General features: G+C 71.3%; 14 protein-coding genes. 3 read left to right on the top strand and 11 right to left on the bottom strand.

Annotated elements, in window-relative coordinates; all coding sequences use genetic code 11:
• Positions 1-88: 88 nt before the first annotated feature.
• The 7 genes from AB0I94_RS27325 to AB0I94_RS27295 form a co-directional block, all read right to left on the bottom strand.
• Complete coding sequence (locus AB0I94_RS27325) at positions 89-1897, bottom strand: CocE/NonD family hydrolase (RefSeq protein WP_363312330.1); 1809 nt, start codon at positions 1895-1897, stop codon at positions 89-91.
• A 161-nt stretch (positions 1898-2058) separates the two neighbouring features.
• Positions 2059-2982, bottom strand: a complete 924-nt coding sequence (locus tag AB0I94_RS27320) for an LD-carboxypeptidase (RefSeq protein WP_363312329.1) — start codon at positions 2980-2982, stop codon at positions 2059-2061.
• Entirely contained in the window at positions 2979-4994 is a 2016-nt protein-coding gene (locus AB0I94_RS27315) for a prolyl oligopeptidase family serine peptidase (RefSeq protein WP_363312328.1), read from the bottom strand. The genes AB0I94_RS27320 and AB0I94_RS27315 overlap by 4 nt, the downstream gene beginning before the upstream one ends.
• A 15-nt stretch (positions 4995-5009) precedes the next feature.
• The gene (locus AB0I94_RS27310; RefSeq protein WP_363312327.1) at positions 5010-6362 is read right to left on the bottom strand and encodes a M20/M25/M40 family metallo-hydrolase; all 1353 of its coding nucleotides are present in this window, start codon (positions 6360-6362) and stop codon (positions 5010-5012) included.
• Positions 6355-7188, bottom strand: coding sequence for a M55 family metallopeptidase (locus AB0I94_RS27305; protein WP_363312326.1), 834 nt, complete (start codon positions 7186-7188; stop codon positions 6355-6357). The genes AB0I94_RS27310 and AB0I94_RS27305 overlap by 8 nt, the downstream gene beginning before the upstream one ends.
• Before the next feature lie 6 nt (positions 7189-7194).
• Positions 7195-7743, bottom strand: a complete 549-nt coding sequence (locus AB0I94_RS27300) for a pyridoxamine 5'-phosphate oxidase family protein (protein ID WP_363312325.1) — start codon at positions 7741-7743, stop codon at positions 7195-7197.
• Positions 7744-7778: 35 nt separating this feature from the next.
• Positions 7779-9218, bottom strand: coding sequence for an MFS transporter (locus tag AB0I94_RS27295; RefSeq protein ID WP_363312324.1), 1440 nt, complete (start codon positions 9216-9218; stop codon positions 7779-7781).
• A 188-nt stretch (positions 9219-9406) separates the two neighbouring features.
• On the opposite strand from AB0I94_RS27295, the gene AB0I94_RS27290 reads away from it, so the two are divergent.
• Positions 9407-10360, top strand: coding sequence for a LysR family transcriptional regulator (locus tag AB0I94_RS27290; protein WP_363312323.1), 954 nt, complete (start codon positions 9407-9409; stop codon positions 10358-10360).
• A 61-nt stretch (positions 10361-10421) separates the two neighbouring features.
• Here AB0I94_RS27290 and AB0I94_RS27285 read toward each other — a convergent pair whose 3' ends face one another.
• From AB0I94_RS27285 to AB0I94_RS27270, 4 genes are all read right to left on the bottom strand, one after another.
• Positions 10422-11147: a class I SAM-dependent methyltransferase gene (locus AB0I94_RS27285; protein WP_363312322.1), complete on the bottom strand. Its 726-nt coding sequence runs from the start codon at positions 11145-11147 to the stop codon at positions 10422-10424.
• A 156-nt stretch (positions 11148-11303) separates the two neighbouring features.
• On the bottom strand, positions 11304-13730 hold the full coding sequence (locus AB0I94_RS27280) for a SpoIIE family protein phosphatase (RefSeq protein WP_363312321.1): 2427 nt from the start codon (positions 13728-13730) through the stop codon (positions 11304-11306).
• Positions 13731-13908: 178 nt separating this feature from the next.
• Entirely contained in the window at positions 13909-16269 is a 2361-nt protein-coding gene (locus AB0I94_RS27275) for an MFS transporter (RefSeq protein WP_363312460.1), read from the bottom strand.
• A gap of 277 nt (positions 16270-16546) precedes the next feature.
• Positions 16547-16990 (bottom strand): SRPBCC family protein, encoded by a 444-nt coding sequence (locus AB0I94_RS27270; RefSeq protein WP_363312320.1) that lies wholly within the window; start codon positions 16988-16990, stop codon positions 16547-16549.
• 186 nt (positions 16991-17176) lie between these two features.
• Between AB0I94_RS27270 and AB0I94_RS27265 the strand changes: the two genes are divergently transcribed.
• Both AB0I94_RS27265 and AB0I94_RS27260 read left to right on the top strand, forming a co-directional pair.
• A complete protein-coding gene (locus tag AB0I94_RS27265; RefSeq protein WP_363312319.1) occupies positions 17177-18226 on the top strand; it encodes an Rv2578c family radical SAM protein in 1050 nt (349 codons plus the stop codon).
• 88 nt (positions 18227-18314) lie between these two features.
• Positions 18315-18707 carry a RidA family protein gene (locus AB0I94_RS27260; RefSeq protein WP_363312318.1) on the top strand — a complete coding sequence of 131 codons (393 nt, stop codon included), beginning with the start codon at positions 18315-18317 and terminating at the stop codon, positions 18705-18707.
• Positions 18708-18836: the final 129 nt, after the last annotated feature.

Genomic DNA, 18836 nt, shown 5'->3' with positions numbered 1-18836 from the left:
ACCAGCATGGGCAGCTGGGCCGGGTTCGCGCGCGGTGGATGCCCCTCCGGGGTGGGGGTGTGGGCCGTACGGGTGAGCCCGGGGCAGGTCAGCCCACCACGGGCAGCCGGAGCTCCCCGGTGTCGTCGGGCGCGCTCGTGACGGTCACCGGCTTCACGCCTTTGTTCCCTCCGTACGCGCCGTCGCTCGCCGCCACCACGAACCGCAGCCTGTGCCCCGCCTCGTACCGGTGCACGATCCCCGGCAGCGACACGGTGAACGGCTTCGTCACGTCCGGCACACGCACGGGCGCCACAAGGCGGTGCACGAGCGTCTTCTTGCCGTCGGGCGCGACGTCGTACAGCTTGGCGAAGAGGACCAGCTTGTCGGCCGCGTCGCCGGAGTGCTGCACCCGCTCGGTCCGGGGCGACACGACCTTCAGGGTGGCCTTCGCGGACCCGACCACGTCGACGGGAGCGGTCAGCGGCTCGGTCGTCCAGTCGAGGTAGGTGCCCTTGGTGTCGTACGGCGCCGGGTCGGGCAGGCCGATCAGACCGGCCAGGGAGCTCTCCGAGTGACTGGTCGGGATGAGCCAGTTGCGGTACTCGCGGCTGCCGCGCGCGACCTTCTTGCGGGCGTCGACGAGCTTGCCGTCGCCGGAGAGGTACAGCTTCTGGCTCAGGGCGGGGACCTTCGACGCTGTCGCGTACGAGCCGTTCGGTCCGCTGTCGCTCGGGACCCAGTCCTGGTGGTAGGCGAAGGCGGGCCCGGTGTCGACGCCCTTCTTCTGCCGGAGATGGCGGTCGAACCACGACAGGACGCGCTTGCCGACGTAACTGGTCTCCAAGTTGCCCTCGGAGAGGTTGAGTTCACCGGAGGCCGCGTCGGAGAGGCCGCCGCTGTGGCCCGCGGACTGCCAGATCATCTTCGTCGTGGTGCCCTGCGCCTTGAGCGTCTCGTACGTCGCCTGCGCCTCGTTGAGGTTGAAGAGGGTGTCGGCCTGGCCCTGGATCAGCAGCGTCGGAGCCTTCACCCGCGGCAGGTACGACACGGGCGAGACGCTGCGGGCGTACTCCTGGAGGTCCTGGGTCCTGTCCGCGGGGTAGCGGCCCGAGTTGAGCGTACGGATGGTCTCGCAGGCCTTCGTGACGAAGTGCAGGCAGGTGAGGGAGTTGACGCGGGAGGGGTCCAGGCTCGGTTCGAGGAGCGGCTGGCCCTCGCCGATGAGGTAGAAGCCGTTCATCCACTGCCACTTGGCGGCGCCGGGGACGCTGCGGTCGGACGCGTTGTTCGGGTCGAGCGAGTAGCCCAGGTCGTTCCAGGTGATCATCGGTACGAGGGCGTCGACCCGGTGGTCCACGGCGGCCGTCGCCAGTTGGACAGCCCCTCCGTAGGAACCACCGATCATGCCGACGCGCGGGTCCTGCCCGGCGTCCTTGGTGACGTAGTCGACCGTCGTGCCGTCATCGGCGGCGCGCTTGCCCGCGAGGAAGTCGACGAGTCCTGAGGCCGCCTTGCCGTCGATCTTCGGGTCGTCGAGGGAGATCAGACAGCCGGACTTGCCGAAGCCGAGCCCGGAGTAGACGAGCCCGACGTAACCCCGCTCGGCGAATTCCCTGCCGGCGGCGGCCGTCGAGCCGTCCGACTTGCTGCCGCCGAAGCCGTTGGTGGTCATGACCGCGGGCGCGGGGTGTGCGGCGTCCACCCCGGCGGGGCGGTAGAGGTCGGCGTCGACCGTGCAGGTCCTGCCGCCCGCCTCGATCGTGAACTTCAGCGGCGTGATGGTGAATTGGCCGGTGGCGTCCGCGGGCGCGGGTGCCGCCAGGGCCAGCGGCGCCGCCAGTGCGGCGCCGACGGCGAGGGCGAGCGGCCCGCGAGAACGGGAGCGGGCACGACGGGAAGCGGTACGACGGGACACGGGACCTCCACGCTGAGGACAGCCGACTACCGACCGGTAAGTAACCGGCCAGGGCCATGCTGTGACACGTGTCAGGTATGGGTCAACGCCCGTGACAGGAGTTCTGGGCAGGAGTTGACGGAGATTCAGTGAGGGATGCGCCGCTCACCGGGGTGCGAGCCTCACACCAGCGCGGGCACGTCGAGCGTCAACGTCCCCTTCTCCGCGTCCAGTTCGCCCTCCACTCCGAACGGCACGGTCAGCGCCCCGTCGCAGTGCCCGAACCCGAACTCCTCGACGATCGGCACGCCGAGGCCGCCGAGCCGATCGAGCAGCAGCGCCCGCACGGTGTCGTACGGATCGCAGTCCACCCAGGAGCCGAGCGCGACCCCGCGGGCTCCGTCCAGCCAGCCGGCACGCAGGAGTTGGGTGAGGTAGCGGTCGAGGCGGTACGTCTTCTCGCCGGTGTCCTCCAGGAAGAGCAGCCCGCCCCGCGCCGACGTGCGCACCTCAGGGGCGCCGATGTCCGAGGCGAGCAGGGAGAGGCAGCCGCCGAGCGTGACGCCCCGGGCGCGGCCGGGCACGAGCGCCGTACCGGCCGAGGCGATCACCTGGACCTGCTCGGGGGCGAAGAGCGTGGCCCTCAAGTGCTCCTGCGCACCGGTGTTCTTGAGGAAGTCCGTGGCGGCGACCATCGGGCCGTGCAGCGTCGCAAGGCCCATCCTCGCCGCGAACGCCTCGTGCAGCGTGGTGATGTCGCTGTAGCCGACGAACACCTTGGGGCCCGCCGCCCGCATCGCCGCCCAGTCCAGCGACTCCACCATGCGCAGGGCTCCGTAGCCCCCGCGCGCGCAGAGCACCGCGGAGACGGAGGGGTCGCACCACGCCTCCTGGAGGTCGCGGGCGCGACCGGCGTCCGTGCCCGCGAGGTAGTCGAACCGCGCGTGCCGGTCCAGGACATGCGGCGCGACGACCGGTTCCAGGTCCCAGCCGCGCAGGATGTCGAGGCCCACCTGGAGCCGGTCCTCCGGAATGGGCCCGCTGGGCGCGACGACGGCGACCCGCGCGCCGGGGGTGAGCCGCGCGGGACGCGTCAGGGAGTTCACTTGGAGAGCTCCAGGCTGGGCGCGGCGCCGGACAGCTTCAGGCGGAACACCTGAGCGTACAGGGCCAGTTCCGCCTCCAGGGCCCGGACCAGTGTGTCCGCCCGGCGGAATCCGTGCCCCTCCCCCTCGAAGGCGATGTAGGCGTGCGGCACGCCACGGCCCGCCAGCTCGGAGACGAACCGATCGGCCTGTTCGGGCGGACAGATCACGTCGTCGAGCCCTTGGAGCAACAGGAAGGGCACGGTGACCCGGTCGGCGTGCTCCGCCGGGGAACGCTCCACGTATCGCGTGGGCACCTCGTCGAAGGGACCGATCATCGAGTCCAGATAACGTGACTCGAAGTCGTGGGTCCCGCCCGCGGCCCACTCCGTGAGGTCGAGCACGGGGTAGATGATCGTGCCGCAGGCGTACACGTCCGTCGTGGTCAGCGAGGCGGCCGCGGTCCACCCGCCCGCGCTGCCGCCGCGGATCGCGAGACGGTCACGGTCGGCGGTGCCCTCGTCGGCCAGGGCCAGGGCGACGGCCGCGCAGTCCTCCACGTCGACGATGCCCCACTGCTCGCGCAGGCGGTTGCGGTAGGCGCGGCCGTAGCCGGTCGAGCCGCCGTAGTTGACCTCGGCGACGCCGATGCCGCGCGAGGTGAAGTAGGCGATCTCCAGGTCGAGCACGAGCGGGGAGCGGTCGGTGGGCCCGCCGTGCACCCACACCACGTACGGCGGGAGTTCTTCGTCGGGAGCCATGCAGGCCGGATGGTGCGGGGGGTAGACGTACGCGTGGATCTCGCGACCGGCCGGACCGCTGAAGGTGCGGATGCGCGGCTCGGGGTAGTACGCGGTGTCCACCGGGTCGTCGTGCGCGGCGCCGATCACGCGGGCGTGGCCGGTGCAGGTGTCCAGCTCCACGACCTCGTACGCGCTGCGGGGGCTGGCCGCGACGCCGACGACACGGGTGCCGTTCACCGCGACGGTCGCCGCCCACTCCGTCCAGGGGCCCGCCGCGTCGACGACCTCGCCGGTCTCCGGGTCGAGCACGCCGAGCGCGGTGGCGCCCTTGCCGTGCACGACGGCGACGAGACCGCTGTCCAGGGGCGCGAACCAGCCGGACCCGATCTGCCACAGAGGGCCGCCGAACTCCTCCTCGCGCGGACAGACGGGTACTCCCGACGAGAAACTCCCACCGCCGGAGGCGTCACCGCGGTAGAGGTTCCACCACCCCGTGCGGTCGCTGACGAACAGCAGCCGTCCGTCGGGGGCCCACTCCACCTGCGCGATGGACTCCTCGGGGCCGCCCGCGAACACCCGCGGGGCGCCGAACGTGCCGTCCGCGCGGACCTCGGCGACCAGCAGTTCCGTGCCGTCCCACGGCATCCGCGGGTGGTCCCAGGCGATCCACGCCGCGCGGGCGCCGTCCGGTGAGCGGCGCGGCCCGGTGACGAACCGGTGCCGGTCGTCGGAGAGTTCCCGCACCGCGGCGCGGTCATCGGCGGCCGAGCCGTCGAGCGGCACGGCGACGATCACCCGGCGTACGTCGGTGGGCGCCTGGCCGGTGAACTCCTCCAGGACGCACCAGACCTCGCCCCGGTCCAGGTGCACGCACGGGTCGATGTACCGAAGGCCGCCGCCCACGTCCGAGAGCGGGGTCAGCGGGCGCGGCGCCGCTTCGGGGGCGTCCGGCTCGTACGCGTACAGACGCTGGTCCGCGAAGTCGGTGAACACGACCAGCGGCCCGTCAGGTCCCGCCGCCCCCGCCCACGAACGCCCCCCGTACTCCATGACCCGGCTGCGCACGTTCCACGGCTGGGGCAGCACGGACTCCTCCGCGCCGTCCGGACGCCGCCGCACCAGGGCACGCCTGCCGCCTTCGGTGGGCCTCGGCTCGGTCCACCACGCCTCGTCCCCGACGAAGCCCACGCCGTCCGGGGAGCCGTCGTGGGCGGCGGCGAGCGCCGCGTCGATGGGTGACGGCCACGATCCGTACGCCTGGGTCTCCATCATGTCCTTCTCTTCCCCCATGATCGGTTGTGTTCCCTAGGCCGTTCTCAGATAGCGGTCGAGTACGCGGACGCCGAAGTGCAGCGCGTCGACCGGAACGCACTCGTCGACTCCGTGGAAGAGCGCCTGATAGTCGAAACCCTCCGGTGTCCTCAGCGGCGAGAAGCCGTAGCCGGTGATGCCGAGTCGCGAGAACTGCTTGGCGTCCGTGCCGCCGGACATGCAGTACGGCACGACCTGTCCCTCGGGCGCGAATTCCTCGACGGCTGCCCGCATCTTCGCGTACGTCGACGAGTGGACCGGCGCCTGCAGCGCCACCTCGCGGTGGTGGAACTCCCAGTCGACGTCCACTCCGGTGAGCCGGTCAAGGGTGGCGGCGAACTCTTCCTCCCCACCCGGCAGATACCGGCCGTCCACATAGGCGACGGCCTCCCCGGGGATCACGTTCACCTTGTAACCGGCCTGCAGCATGGTCGGATTGGCACTGCCGCGCACGCTCGGCGCGACCAGGTCGGCGGCCGGGCCGAGCTTCTCCAGGAGCGCGTCCACGTCGAACCCCGGCGCGTCCAGGTCGGCCTGCTCCCCGTACAGCGCGGCCAGTTCGGTCAGGGAGGCCCGGACCGTCGGCGTGAGCCGCACCGGCCAGCGGTGCTCGCCGATGCGGGAGATCGCCGACGCCAGCTTGCTCACGGCGTTGTCCGGGTTCACCTTCGAGCCGTGGCCCGCCTTGCCGCGGGCGGTCAGCTTGAGCCAGCCGGTGCCGCGCTCCCCCGCGGCGATGGGGTAGATCTGGTTGCCGCGGCCGTCGTGGAAGGTGAAGGCACCGGACTCGCTGACGCCTTCCGTGCAGCCCTCGAAGAGGGAGGCGTGCTGATCGGCGAGGAACCCGGACCCGTCCTCGGCGCTGGCCTCCTCGTCGGCGGTGAACGCGATCACGATGTCCCGCCGGGGCCGCACTCCCGCGCGCGCCCAGCCGCGCACCACGGAGAGGATCATCGCGTCCATGTTCTTCATGTCGATGGCGCCGCGGCCCCATACGACGCCGTCGCGGATCTCCCCGGAGAAGGGGTCCACGCTCCAGTCCGCGGCCTCGGCCGGAACGACGTCCAGGTGACCGTGGACGAGCAGCGCGTCGGCCGAGGGGTCCGTGCCCTCGATGCGTGCCACCACGTTCGTACGGCCCGGCGTCCGCTCCAGGAGCGTCGGTTCGATCCCGGCTCCGGCGAGGCGCTCCGCGGCGTACTCGGCGGCGGGCCGCTCCCGGCAGTCGCCGCCGCCCCTGTTCGTGGTGTCGATGCGGATGAGTTCGGAGGTGAACCGGACGACCTCGTCGAGCGCCTGCCCGTCGACGTGTCCGGTGTCCTGATGCCCCGGCTGCTCCTCAGCCATACTGCTCCTCCACAGCCGCCGAAGCGATCGTCGTGACCGCCTTGAACGTACGAATGCCCTCGTACATGGTTTCGCTGGTGTACGCGATCTTCCGCTCGCCGGTGCGCCGCACCCCCGGCACCACGGTGGACGCCATGGAAAGGTGCTCGGCGTCGAATTCGAGCTCCACGGTGAACGGGCCGCCCTGGACCGGAACGCGGCGCACGGCGAGGGGGGCCGCCTCCTTGGCCGCGGCCCGGATGTCGGAGGCGGTCCGCCGCGGGGTGCGGCAGACCGCCGCGTACCGCGACACGTGGTCCTTGACGGCGACCTTCAGCGCGCCGGGGGCGTAGCCGAGTGCGTCCTCGCAGGCCAGGTCGTCGCCGGTGACGAGGACGACGGGAACGCCGTACTCGGCGACGACGTGGGAGTTGAGCAGTCCCTCGCTGGCCCGGACGCCGTTGACCCACACGCCGGTGATCGAGTTGGCGAGGTAGGTGTGCGCGAGCACACCCTCCATGCCGGCGCCCGCGTGGTAGCCGACGAACGCGATGCCGTCCACGTCGTCGTGCTGGACACCCTCGACCATGGAGAGGGACTTGTGCCGCCCGGTGAGCATCTGCGCCCGCTCGTCGAGGTCCTCGAGGAGCAGGTTGCGCATGGTCCAGTGGGCTTCGTTGATGAGCACCTCGTCGGCGCCCCCGTCGAAGAAACCGAGGACGGCCGCGTTGACGTCCGAGGTGAACATCGAACGGCACCGCTCCCACTGCGGCGTACCGGGCAGCACGTCGGCCGGCCACGTGACGCCCGTGGCCCCCTCCATGTCTGCGCTGATCAGGATCTTCATGCGGCCTCACGCTACGCGTTCGCCAACTTCTGGACCAGGTCCGTCGGTGACCGCGTCGCGCGCCGCCCCCTCCCCCGTCGGCTGCCAGAGGGTGCTGCGCAGGTCCGATCCGCAGACCAGCTGGATCCGCCAGGGCTCGATGCGGATCACGTGGTACTCGGGATCCTCCGGGCCGCCGCGCCAGTAGTGGACGGGGTCGTATCCCACGCCGGGCGGGCCGCCTCGGGTGTAGAGGTCCCAGGCGTGGCGCTTGGAGGCCTCGTCATCGGCCCAGGCGGAGAGGGCGTCGACGTGGACGGTGTTCTGGCGGGGGCTCCAGTAGGAGTAGGTGGTGTGCGGGTTGGCGGCCAGGTGGGCGGCCTTGACGGGGGTCTTGTACGCGGCGAGCCAGCCGAGCGGCCGTCCTTCGACGATCTCCCAGACGGGGAGCAGGACGCGGGCCCGGGGGCGGTTCCTGCGGTCGACGGTGATCATCGTGGCGTACTTGATGTCGCGTACGTACGAGAAGAACGTGTCCCGCACGTCGGAGAAGTCGCTGACTTTGGTGGTGGCCATGTCGGGTGCTCCTTGTTGCTGAGTGGGGTGGCGGATCAGCGCGCTGCGGGGATCTCGGGGACGAGGCCGTCCGCCGGTTCGCCGGACGCCGTCACCGTGCCCGGCCGTGAGCGGAGCCCGAAGGCGCTGATCAGCGCGGCGAGGAGGGCGGCGGCGAGCGGGACCCACAGGGCCGCGCGGTAGCCGTCCAGGAGCGCGGAGGGTGAACTCGACGTGGTGGCCCAGACGTTGACGGCGGTGACCGTGGAGAGGCCGAGGGCGGCTCCGAACTGGAAGGCGGTGTAGAGCAGGCCGCCGGCCAGGCCCTGCTCCTCCTCCTTGACGCCCGTGGTGGCGACGATGGTGAGCGGTCCGTAGGTGAGGGCGAAGCCGAGGCCGAGGATGATCAGGCTGGGGAACATCGCCAGGTACGTCCAGTCGGCGCCGACCGGCAGGAACAGGGCGTACGAGAGCGCGGCGAGCAGCAGCCCGCCGAAGATCACGCGGGCGTTGCCGAAGCGTTCGACCAGCTTGGGGGTGAGGGTGGGCGAGAGCACCGCGTCGGCACCGACGACGATCAACGCGAGGCTGGTCTGGACCGTGGACCAGTCCCGCAGCTCCTGGAGGTAGAGGACGACCAGGAACTGGAATCCGAAGAAGCCGCCCGCGAAGAACAGGCCCGCGAGGTTGGCGCGGACCAGGGGGCCGCTGCGGAAGATCCCCAGGCGGACGAGCGGCGATGACGAGCGGCGCTCGACGGCGACGAAGACGGCCAGGAGGCCGAGACCCGCGCCGAGAGTGGCGATCGTGGCGGCGGCGCTCGCGTGGGAGGCGCGCTCCACGCCGAGGACGAGCAGCACGATCGCGGCGGTGACCGTGAGGGCGCCCACCAGGTCGACGCTCTGCCCGGTGCGGTCGGGCCGCGGGGACTTGGGCACGTAGACGAGCGCGGCGGCCAGGATCAGGGCGGAGAGCACCACGGGCACGAAGAACACCCAGCGCCAGCCGAACGCGGTGAGCAGACCGCCGACGACCAGGCCGATGGAGAAGCCGCCCGCGGCGGTGCCGGAGTAGAAGAGCAGTGCCTTGTTGCGGCGCGGCCCCTCCTCGAAGCCGGTGGTGATGATGGAGAGGCCCGCCGGGGTCATGAAGGCGGCGGCGATGCCGGTGACGAAGCGGGCGACGATCAGCGTCCAGCCGTCGGTGGCGAATCCGCCGAGCCCGGAGAAGAGGAGGAAGACGGAGAGCCAGAAGACGAACATCTGGCGGCGTCCGAAGAGGTCGGCGGCACGGCCGCCGAGCAGCATGAAGCCGCCGTAGCCGAGGACGTAGGCGCTCATGACCCACTGCAGGGACCCGGTGGACAGACCCAGGTCGGCGCGGATCGACGGCAGAGCCACGTTGAGCATGGCGACGTCGATGCCCTCCAGGAAGATCGCGCCGCACAGGACGAGCAGGACGCCCCACTCCCGGGGCTCGAAGGTGACGGGGGACACACGCGGTGTCCCGGTTGGGGCTGGTGAATCTGTCTGCGAACTCACGTCTGCTCTCCGCCAAATCAGCGATGGTGCGGGGGATTTCCCGGCTCACCCACCCTCGATCAGGGCGTAGGGACGGAACAACGGCGAAGAACGCAACGTTCGTTCAATCAGGCTTACCGATCCGAGCTGCCTGGGGGACGTCGATGGAACGCGATGAACTGGAGTGCTTTCTGCTCCTGGCCGAGGAGCTGCACTTCGGCAGGGTGGCCGAGCGCATGCGGCTGTCCCGCGCCCGGGTGAGCCAGCTGATCCAGCGCGCCGAACGCCGCGTCGGTGCCCCGCTGTTCGTCCGCACGAGCCGCCGTGTGGCCCTCACCGCGCTGGGCCGTCAGCTCCGCGCGGACCTGGAACCGCACCATCGGGCCATCGACGCCGCCGTCGAGCGGGCCGCGGCCACCGCGCGCGGCATCGACAGCGTGTTGCACGTCGGCTTCGCCAACCCGCTGGCCGGGGAGATCGTGATGCGGGCGACGGAGGTGTTGCGCGTGAGCCATCCGGGGCTCGCCGTGGAGGTCTGCGAGGTGCCGCTGGGTGATCCGTACGGGCAGCTGCGCAAGGGCGAGTTCGACATGCAGCTCATGGAGTTCCCGGTGCGCGAGGAGGATCTGGGCGGCGGTCCGGCGCTGCTCGCGGAGGAGCGTGTCCTCGCGAACGCCTCGGCGCATCCGCTGGCCGCCCGGGACTCGGTCTCGCTCGATGACCTGGCCGACGTACCGCTCCTGACGATCGAGGGCGAGGTGCCCGACTACTGGCTCGAGCACCACGCCCCTTCGCGCACTCCGTCCGGCAGCCCGATCGGCCGCGGTCCCGCGGTGACCAACATGCAGGAGGCGCTGGTGCTGGTCTCGGGCGGCAGGGGCGCCTTCCTCGCTCCCGCGCACACCGGGACGTACTTCACCCGGCCAGGAGTCGCCTACGTGCCCTTGGCCGAGGCCGAGCCGGTCGGCTACGGCCTGGTGTGGCGGGCCGGCCACGGCACGGGGGCGATCGCGACCTTCGCGCGGACCGCCCGCGAGGTGGCGCACGAGGTGGCCCACGAGGTGGCGAAGCAAGACCCCCGGAGCGTGGTGCCGGGGGCTGTCGCCGTGGCGGGCTGAGTGACGCGACCCGGATGACGCGCCCCCGCTGACGCACCCCGGGTCGACGGCACTCAGAGGCTCAGCCCGGGCGCCCCACCACCAACCACTTCGACGGCAGTTCGATCCGCGTGCCATCGGGGTTGTAGTCGGTCGTCATCAGCGGGAGTTCTCCCTTCGCGAGCACGGTGAGGCCCGCCGCCGTGACGTGCTCCGGCACCGCGGCGTCGGCGACCTCGCCCGGCGCGATGCCGTGCGCGAACACCGGCGCCAGCTTCGGCGGCGGGCCCTCGGGGCTCCGGGCGAGGCCTCTCAGGATCGGTCCTGCGGCCTCGGCGAGCTCGACGACGAACGCTCTGCCGCGCTCGCCGAGCAGCGCCGCGATGCCGTCGGCCAGCGGCTGACGGTCGTCTGGATCACACTGGTGGAGCACCCCGCGCATATAGACGTTCACGTCGCCCATTTCCGCGTGCAGTTGCTCCGCCTCGGCCTTCTCCGCGGCATCGACCTGCCGGAACTCCACCTGCCCCGCCGGGTCGGCGTTCCGTGCGTGACGCAGCGCGGAGGCGGACAGGTCGACGCCGAGGACGCGCGGGTAGCGGTCGGCGAGGAAGCGGGTCTGGGTGCCGTTGCCGCAGCCGAGGTCGACGAAGGGCAGACCCGCGGCCGTCATGTGCGGCTCGAAGAGGGCGAGGTGGATGCCGACGGTGAGCGCGGGCTCGGCGTCCCAGAAGACGGCTCCCGCTTCGTCGGGGGCATCCCGCCAGAACCCCTCCCACGCCTCCCTGTACCGACTCGTGACGCTCATGCGCAGCTCCCCAGGATCGCGGCGACGACCGCCGAAGCCGACGGCAAGATCGGTCTACCGCGCCCGGGGTGCACGGACAAGTCACCGGCACGGACAATCGCCACGCCTTCGGTACTTCCCGCCGAGCGCACGCCCCCCGCGAAGCGCCCGGAGCCGTCACTCGCGCGGCGGTCCCAGCTCGAACCACACGGTCTTGCCGGAGGCCGTACGGCTGGTCCCCCACTCCTTGGCGAGGACGCTGACGATCCGCAGCCCGCGCCCGAACTCGTCGTCCGGGCCCGCGTCCAGCAAGGTGGGCAGGGTGTGGTCGTCGTCCTCGACCTCGCAGATCAGCGTGGACCCCGAGCGGACCAGGCGGAGCTCGACACGGCCGCCGCGAGAGTGCCGTACGGCGTTGGTGACGAGTTCGCTGACCAGCAGCTCGGCGGTCTCGGCGAGGGCGCCGCGGGACCAGGTGCGCAGTCGGTCGCGGGTCAGGTCGCGGGCCCTGCTCACCTCGCTCGGGTCGAGCGCGAGCCGCCACGTCGCGACGTCCTCGTCCGCGATGCCGTTCAGGCGTGCCATCAAGAGGGCTACATCGTCCTTGCGCCCTCCGCGGGGGTTGAGCGCGCGGATGATGGTGTCGCAGGCGGCGTCCATGGAGGCGGCCGGGTGGGCCGCGGACTCGGTGAGCGTGGCGAGTCCGACGCCTATGTCCTCACCACGGACCTCGACGAGGCCGTCGGTGCACATCAGGAGCCGGTCGCCGGGCGCCACGCGGACGGTGACCGCCTCGAAGGGCACACCTCCGACTCCGATGGGCGCCCCCGTCGGCAGGTCGAGGAGTTCGCTGCGGCCGTCGTCGGCGCGGACGAGGACGGGCGGGATATGGCCCGCGTTGGCCAGGTGCAGCTCGCTCGCGATGGGGTCGTAGACCGCGTACAGGCATGTCGCGAGGTAGTGCTCGCCGAGCCGCTGCGCCAGGTCGTCGAGGTTGCGCAGGAGCTGGGCGGGCGGCAGGTCCAAGGCGGCCATGGTCTGTACGGCCGTGCGCAACTGGCCCATCATCGCAGCCGAGTTGAGGCCGTGTCCCATCACGTCGCCGACGACGAGCGCGGTGCGCGATCCGGGCAGTTTCACGGAGTCGAACCAGTCGCCGCCGACCCGGCCGAGGAGCGTGCCCGGCAGATAGCGCGTGGCGATGTCGCAGCCCGTCATGCGCGGTTCGATGTGCGGGAGCATGCTGTCCTGGAGGGTGTCGGCGACGCTCTCCTGGTAGGTGTACATGCGGGCGTTGTCGAGCACGAGGCCCGCGCGGGCGGCCAGTTCGGCGCCGGTGACGCGGTCCATGTCGTTGAAGACGGGCCGCTCCCGGTGGCGCAGCAGGATCATGAATCCGAGCACCACGTTGCGGGCCTTCAGCGGTACGACGAGCATCGAACGGTGGTTGATGAGCGGGCGGATGTCGCGCTTCTCGAACTGCGAGGCGATCGCGTTGCCCATCTCCTCGCTGATGCGCGGCACGAGGACCGGATCACCGGAGGTCATGCACTGGAAGAACGGTGTGTGCGCCGGGAAGGGCATGGACTCGCCGACGGGTACGACGTCGTCCCAGCGGCCCGGTTCGTCCGTGTGCTCCACGGCGACCCTGTGCCACATCGTGGTCTCGTCCGGCGGCCCCTCGGGGAAGCCCTCGCCCGCGACGACCTGTTCGCGCAGGTAGGTGCCCGCGACGTCCGTGAACCGCGGCACGACGGCCCGGCTGACCTCGACGATGGTCCGTGAAAGGTCGAGCGAGGAGCCGATGCGTCCACTGACCTCGTTCAGGAATTCCAGGTGTTCGCGCACCGCCGCGTACTCGAGGTCCTCGGCCTCTTCCTGGGCGCCGGGCTCGGGCGCGGCGCCTTCGGCGGCGGCCTGCTGGGCGCGCAGCCTGCGCGCCGTGCGCTCGGCCCGCCGCGGCACGCCCCAGTCGGGCGTGACGGGCACCCGGTCGTGCTTGCTGAACTCCAGGACGGGATAGCCCAGTTCCAGGATCTGCGCCACGATGCGGGAGCTCTCGCCCACGCTCATGCTGGGCAGGATCTCGGGCAGCCGGTCCGCCAGCTCGTCCGCTCCGGGGAAGTCCGTGTGCAGGGCGAACCCCGGCGCGATCCGCTCGACCTGCCCCGGCTCGAGGTCGTCGTCGTCGGCCAGCCGGTCCGCGTCCGCCGCGAGCACGAGCAGCCGCTCCGGTCCCGGGCCGACGAGGGGGTACGCCCACCACAGGACGTCCACCCTGTGGTCTTCGCCGCCGGGCACGGAAAGACGCGCGCGCCCGGCGGCGGGGTACGAGATGCGTCCGTAGAGGGAGGTCTCCAGGTCGGGCCCCAGGCCGTCGTACTCGCCGTAGTTCGCGTGACCTTCGGGGATCGCGCCCGCCACCGGGAGCAGGTCGCCCGCCGGGCTTCCGACGGCGTCCTCTTTCGCGTACTTGAACAGCTTCCGCGCGCCGGTGCTCCAGTGCGAGACGAGGCCCGCGCCGTCGATGACGACCACGGCGAGCGGGATCCGGCCGGCCACGGCATGGTGCGCCACCGGCCCGTCCGGGGTGCCGTATTCCATGGCCAACGCTCCTTCCGGCGGCACCGCGAAGCCCTGCGCCGCCCCAACCACCGTACGGCCGACACGCCTTGCCATGCGGCGCAATAAGGGAATTCGGACTCACGGGGGCGCCTCCGGCGGGTGTTTTCTGCGCCTCCCGCCGGACAGCGCCGGTCAGGGCCGGACGGGTCCAGTCCGGTCAGGGCCGGTCTTCGTGGCCCAGCTGAAGGTCCCGTTCCGTGCGTCCCCCGCCCGCGACCTGGAGCACGGTCGCCACCGGCGGGTAGCCCGCGGCGATGACCGTGTACTCGCCGGACGACAGGTCGACGAACCGGAAGGTGCCGTCCTGACTGGTCGTGAGGGTGTCCACGACGTTGCCCGCCGCGTCGAGCAGCGTCACGCGGGCGTCCTCCACGGGGCGCCCGCCGTTGGCCCGCACGGTCCCGCGCAGGACGGCGCCGCCCGCCAGCTCGACGTCCTGCCGTGTCTCGCGGGAGGCCTGCACGCTGACCGGCAGGGCCGCCGGGCGGAAGGCGGGTGCGCTGGCGGCCAGGGTGTACTCGCCGGCCACCAACTCCGTGATCACATAGCCGCCTTCGCGACCGCTGCGGGTGGTGGCGACGACCTCGCCGCGTACGTCGGTGAGGGTCACCGCGGCGTCCCTGACCGGGGTGCCGTCGGCGGTGAGCACGCTGCCGGCCAGGCGTCCCGCGCCGCCGAGCACCACGTCGAGCTCCACGGGACGCTCGCCGACGGTGACGGTGACCGCCTGCGGCTGGTGGCCGCCCGCGGCCGCGATCAGGACGAACGATCCCGAGCCCGGCGTGGACAGCGCGTACCGCCCGTCGTCGCCGCTCGCGCCGCGGCCGATCTGCCGGCCCCCGACGTCGATGAGGGTCAGGGCGGCGCGGGGCACGACGGTGCCGTCCGGGTGCTGCACGGTGCCGCAGACGGGCACGCCGGCGGCGTACGGGGTGCGGGCCTGGGGGACGGGCGCGGCTTCGGCGGCGGGGGCGTCCTGGGACGTTGTGCTGGACAACAGGGGTGTCTCCTTGAGGAAGAAGGTGATCAGCATGCCGAGGGCGAGCACCGGCACCAGGTAGAGGAAGATGCGGGGCATCGCGTCGGCGTACGCCTGGATGTAGCCCTCGCGCAGCGGGGCGGGCATCGCGTGGACGAGCTGCGGGGTGATGGCCTCGGGGTCCGATAGGCCGGCTCCGGCCGGGATGCGGTCGGCGAGCGAGTCCGCGAGCCGGTCGGCGAAGAGCGTGCCGAAGATCGCGGCGCCGACACTGCCGCCGATCTGCCGGAAGTAGTTGTTGGCGCTGGTGGCCGTGCCGAGGTCGCTGGGGCGTACCGCGTTCTGCACGGCGAGGATGAGCACCGGCATGACGAGGCCGACGCCCGCCCCGAGCACGGCCATCCAGATGCTGTAGTGCAGCCGGGGTGTGTCGGCCTCGAGGCGGGAGAGCAGCCACATGCCGATGACGGAAAGGACGCCGCCGACGACCGGGTAGATCTTGTAGCGGCCTGTGTGGCTGATGAGCTGGCCGGAGAGGATCGAGGCGCCGACGACACCGCCCATCATCGGCAGCATGAGCAGTCCGGACTCGGTGGCGCTCGCGCCGTCGACCATCTGCAGGAAGGTCGGCAGATAACTGGCCGCCCCGAAGAGGGCGATGCCGACGACCATGCCGACCAGGGCGGTGATGTTGAAGACCGAGTCCCGGAACAGGCGCAGCGGGATGATCGGTTCTGCGGCGAAGCGTTCGGCGACGACGAAGAGCACGATCGAGGCGACGGCCCCGGCCGCGAGCCCCAGGATGACGCGCGAGCCCCACGCGTACTCGGTGCCGCCCCAACTGGTCAGGAGCACGAGGCAGGTGGAGGCCGAGGCGAGCAACAGCGCGCCCAGGACGTCGAGTCGGGCCTTCGCCGTGCGCTTGGGCAACTTGAGCCCGAAGCTGACGACGAGGAGGGTGACGAGCCCGAAGGGTACGTTGAAGTAGAAGCACCAGCGCCAGGTGACATGGTCGGTGAAGAAGCCGCCGAGCAGCGGGCCCGCGACCGACGCGAGGCCGAAGGCGGCGCCGATCAGGCCCATGTAGCGGGCGCGTTCCCGGGGCGGGACGATGTCCGCGATGATCGCCTGCACGCCGATCATGAGACCGCCGGCGCCGATGCCCTGGATGGCGCGGAAGGCGATGAGCTGGTCCATCGTGCGCGACCAGCCGGCGAGCGCCGAGCCGATGACGAAGACGACGATGGCGAACTGGAAGACGCCCTTGCGTCCGAAGAGATCCCCGAGCTTGCCGTAGATGGGCAAGCCGATCGTGGACGTGAGCAGATAGGCGGTGATCGCCCAGGACATCTTGTCCAGGCCGTGCAGCTCACCGACGATCTTCGGGAGCGCGGTGGCGACGATCATCTGCTCGAGCGCGGCGAGCAGCAGGGCGAGCATCAGCCCGACGAAGACCATCCGGACGCGCCCGGGGCTGAGCCCCGCCGCCGCCGATACGTGCTCTTGGGGTGGCGGCGGCTCTTCGACGCCCGGAGGCACCGCCTCCGCCCCCTCGGCGTCCCCCCGCTCGGCGCCCTTCACCAGCGTCGTGCCGCCCACGTCCTGCTCCCCTCGTCTGCGCCTGCGCCGCATTTCTCGCATTACGCGACAACTGCGAGCAAGCGCGACGAGTCGCCCCTGCGCGGGGTCCGGCACACGTATGCGCCGGTGGGAGCCCTACGCCGTACAATTGGCCCGAACAGAAAACCACTCGAAACGGTGAGCGTGACAACGCCCCTGCGGGGCTACCGGAGTTGAGGCCCGGTCACACGTCGGCCTACTTCTCGACCTCCGCGGCGAGCTTGCCGAGCACCTCGTCGTAGATCCGCCCGAGCCCCTTGGGGGCGAAGGTCTTCTCGAAGAAGCCGCCGATGCCGCCCGCGCCGTTCCACACGGTGGAGACGACCACGCGCGCCTTGCCCTCCCCCGCCGGGGTCACGGTCCAGGTGGTGACCATGGAGGAGTTGCGGTCCTTCTCGACGAGCTCCCCGTCGGTCGGCTCGCTGACCTCCAGAAGGCAGTCCCGGATGCGCTTGCTGGTGGCCTGCAGCTTCCAGTGGACGAGCGTTCCCTCGCCGTCGCCGCCCTCGCGCACCTCGAACTCGCTGAAGTGCTCCGAGAGGATCTTCGGACGCGTGCCTTCGTAGTCGGCGAGCGCGTCGAAGACATCCTCCGGCCGCGCCGTGATGATCCGCTCCGTGGTCGCCTCGACCTGCGCCATGGCACTTCCTCCAGCACTCGGTTGTTCAGGGTGATCCCCGGAAGCCAACCACCCTGCGCACCGGGCCCCCAAATCGGGGTCGCTCCGGGGCCGCCGCGGGGTCACGTCGGGGTCGCCGAGCCATCCCCTCGCACGATCAAGGGAACATGTGTTCTATTCTGTGGTCAGTGCTACCGAGGAGGCGTCATGCGCTGGGAGAACCTCGCCGACGGGCCGTCACGGGGTGTCGCGGATGCCGCGCTGTTCGGCGCGGACGCGGTCACCACGAGGACCTTCGACACACCTGAGTTCCGTGGGATCACGTTCCACGAGATCCGGGCGAAAACCATCGTGAACCGGGTGCCGGGGGCGTCCCGCATGCCCTTCGAGTGGACGGTCAATCCGTACCGGGGGTGCACACACGCGTGCGTCTACTGTTTCGCGCGCAAGACGCACAGCTATCTGGACCTGGACACGGGGCTCGGCTTCGACAGCCAGATCGTGGTCAAGGTCAACGCCCCGGACCTGCTGCGCCGCCAGCTCGCCTCGCCCCGCTGGCACGGCGAGCACATCGCCATGGGCACCAACGTCGACTGCTACCAAAGGGCCGAGGGACGCTATGGCCTGATGCCCGGGATCATCGGCGCCCTGCGTGACCACGCGAACCCCTTCTCCATCCTCACGAAGGGGACGCTGATCCTGCGGGACCTCGACCTGCTGCGGCAGGCCGCCGCCGTCACCGACGTGGGGATCTCCGTGTCCGTCGGCTTCGTCGACCAGGAGCTGTGGCGCACCGTGGAGCCGGGCACGCCCGCGCCGGAGCGCCGTCTGGACGTCGTACGGACGCTGACCGATCACGGCATCGGGTGCGGGGTCCTGATGGCGCCCGTGATCCCGTTCCTCGGAGACCGGCCCGAACAGCTGCGGGCGACGGTGCGGGCCATCGCCGCCTCGGGGGCGACGTCCGTGACCCCGCTCGTGCTGCATCTGCGGCCGGGAGCGCGCGAGTGGTTCATGGCCTGGCTGGAGCAGCACCATCCGTATCTCGTGCGGCGCTACGAACGGCTGTACGCGGAAGGCGCCTACGCACCCAAGTGGTACCAACGCCGCATCACCCGCCAAGTGCACGAGCTGGCCGAGGAATTCGGCATCGGCCCCGCACGCGCGGCCACCCCCCGCCGCATCCGCGCACCCCTGCCCCAGGACACCGAGCCCGCCCCCGCCCCGTCCGGCGGCACCCAGCTCACCCTCCTCTGAACCTGAACCTGAACCTGAACCTGAGCCCGGCCCGCCAAGCAGCGGCCCCGCCAGAGGAGTTGTCACACCGATGCTCCAGGATGGGCACATGAGCCGACTGACCCACATCCACGCCCCCGACGGCGTCTTCCCCGCCACCCAGTACACGCACGTGGTGATGGGGACGGGCCGCTTCGTGGCGATAGCCGGTCAGCTTCCCCTGGACGGGGACGGGCAGCTCGTCGGCGAGGACGACCCGGCGGCGCAGGCGCGGCAGGTGTTCGACAATCTGCGGCACTGCCTCGTGGCCGCGGGCGGCAGCTTCCGGGATGTCGTGAAGCTGACGTACTACGTCACGGACATGGCGCACATGCCCGCCATACGGGCCGCCCGTGACACGTACATGGACCCGGCGCGCCTCCCCGCCGCCTCGGCGGTCCAGGTCTCCGCGCTGGTCTCGCCGCGGTTCCTGATGGAGATCGAGGCGTACGCCGTCCTGTAGTCCTGCCCCGCCCCGCACCAACCGGCCGGGGCACTACTGACCTTGTTGGCGTGATGTCGTCAAGATGAGGCCGGTTTCGGCGAGGCATCCGTCGATGAGGTTGCTGCGGTACTGGATCTGGCGGAGACC

The organism is Streptomyces sp. NPDC050147, assembly GCF_040660195.1.
Taxonomy (GTDB): Bacteria; Actinomycetota; Actinomycetes; order Streptomycetales; family Streptomycetaceae; genus Streptomyces.
Note: the sequence above shows the minus strand (reverse complement) of the source record. Positions and strands in the feature narration are given on the sequence as shown.

Excerpts from the sequence above, each read along its gene's own strand:
- AB0I94_RS27270 (WP_363312320.1), bottom strand. The coding sequence starts at position 16,990 with ATGGCGCAGGTCGAGGCGACCACGGAGCGGATCATCACGGCGCGGCCG.
- AB0I94_RS27315 (WP_363312328.1), bottom strand. The coding sequence starts at position 4,994 with ATGGGGGAAGAGAAGGACATGATGGAGACCCAGGCGTACGGATCGTGG.
- AB0I94_RS27305 (WP_363312326.1), bottom strand. The coding sequence starts at position 7,188 with ATGAAGATCCTGATCAGCGCAGACATGGAGGGGGCCACGGGCGTCACG.
- AB0I94_RS27290 (WP_363312323.1), top strand. The coding sequence starts at position 9,407 with ATGGAACGCGATGAACTGGAGTGCTTTCTGCTCCTGGCCGAGGAGCTG.
- AB0I94_RS27285 (WP_363312322.1), bottom strand. The coding sequence starts at position 11,147 with ATGAGCGTCACGAGTCGGTACAGGGAGGCGTGGGAGGGGTTCTGGCGG.
- AB0I94_RS27310 (WP_363312327.1), bottom strand. The coding sequence starts at position 6,362 with ATGGCTGAGGAGCAGCCGGGGCATCAGGACACCGGACACGTCGACGGG.
- AB0I94_RS27265 (WP_363312319.1), top strand. The coding sequence starts at position 17,177 with ATGCGCTGGGAGAACCTCGCCGACGGGCCGTCACGGGGTGTCGCGGAT.
- AB0I94_RS27280 (WP_363312321.1), bottom strand. The coding sequence starts at position 13,730 with ATGGAATACGGCACCCCGGACGGGCCGGTGGCGCACCATGCCGTGGCC.
- AB0I94_RS27260 (WP_363312318.1), top strand. The coding sequence starts at position 18,315 with ATGAGCCGACTGACCCACATCCACGCCCCCGACGGCGTCTTCCCCGCC.
- AB0I94_RS27300 (WP_363312325.1), bottom strand. The coding sequence starts at position 7,743 with ATGGCCACCACCAAAGTCAGCGACTTCTCCGACGTGCGGGACACGTTC.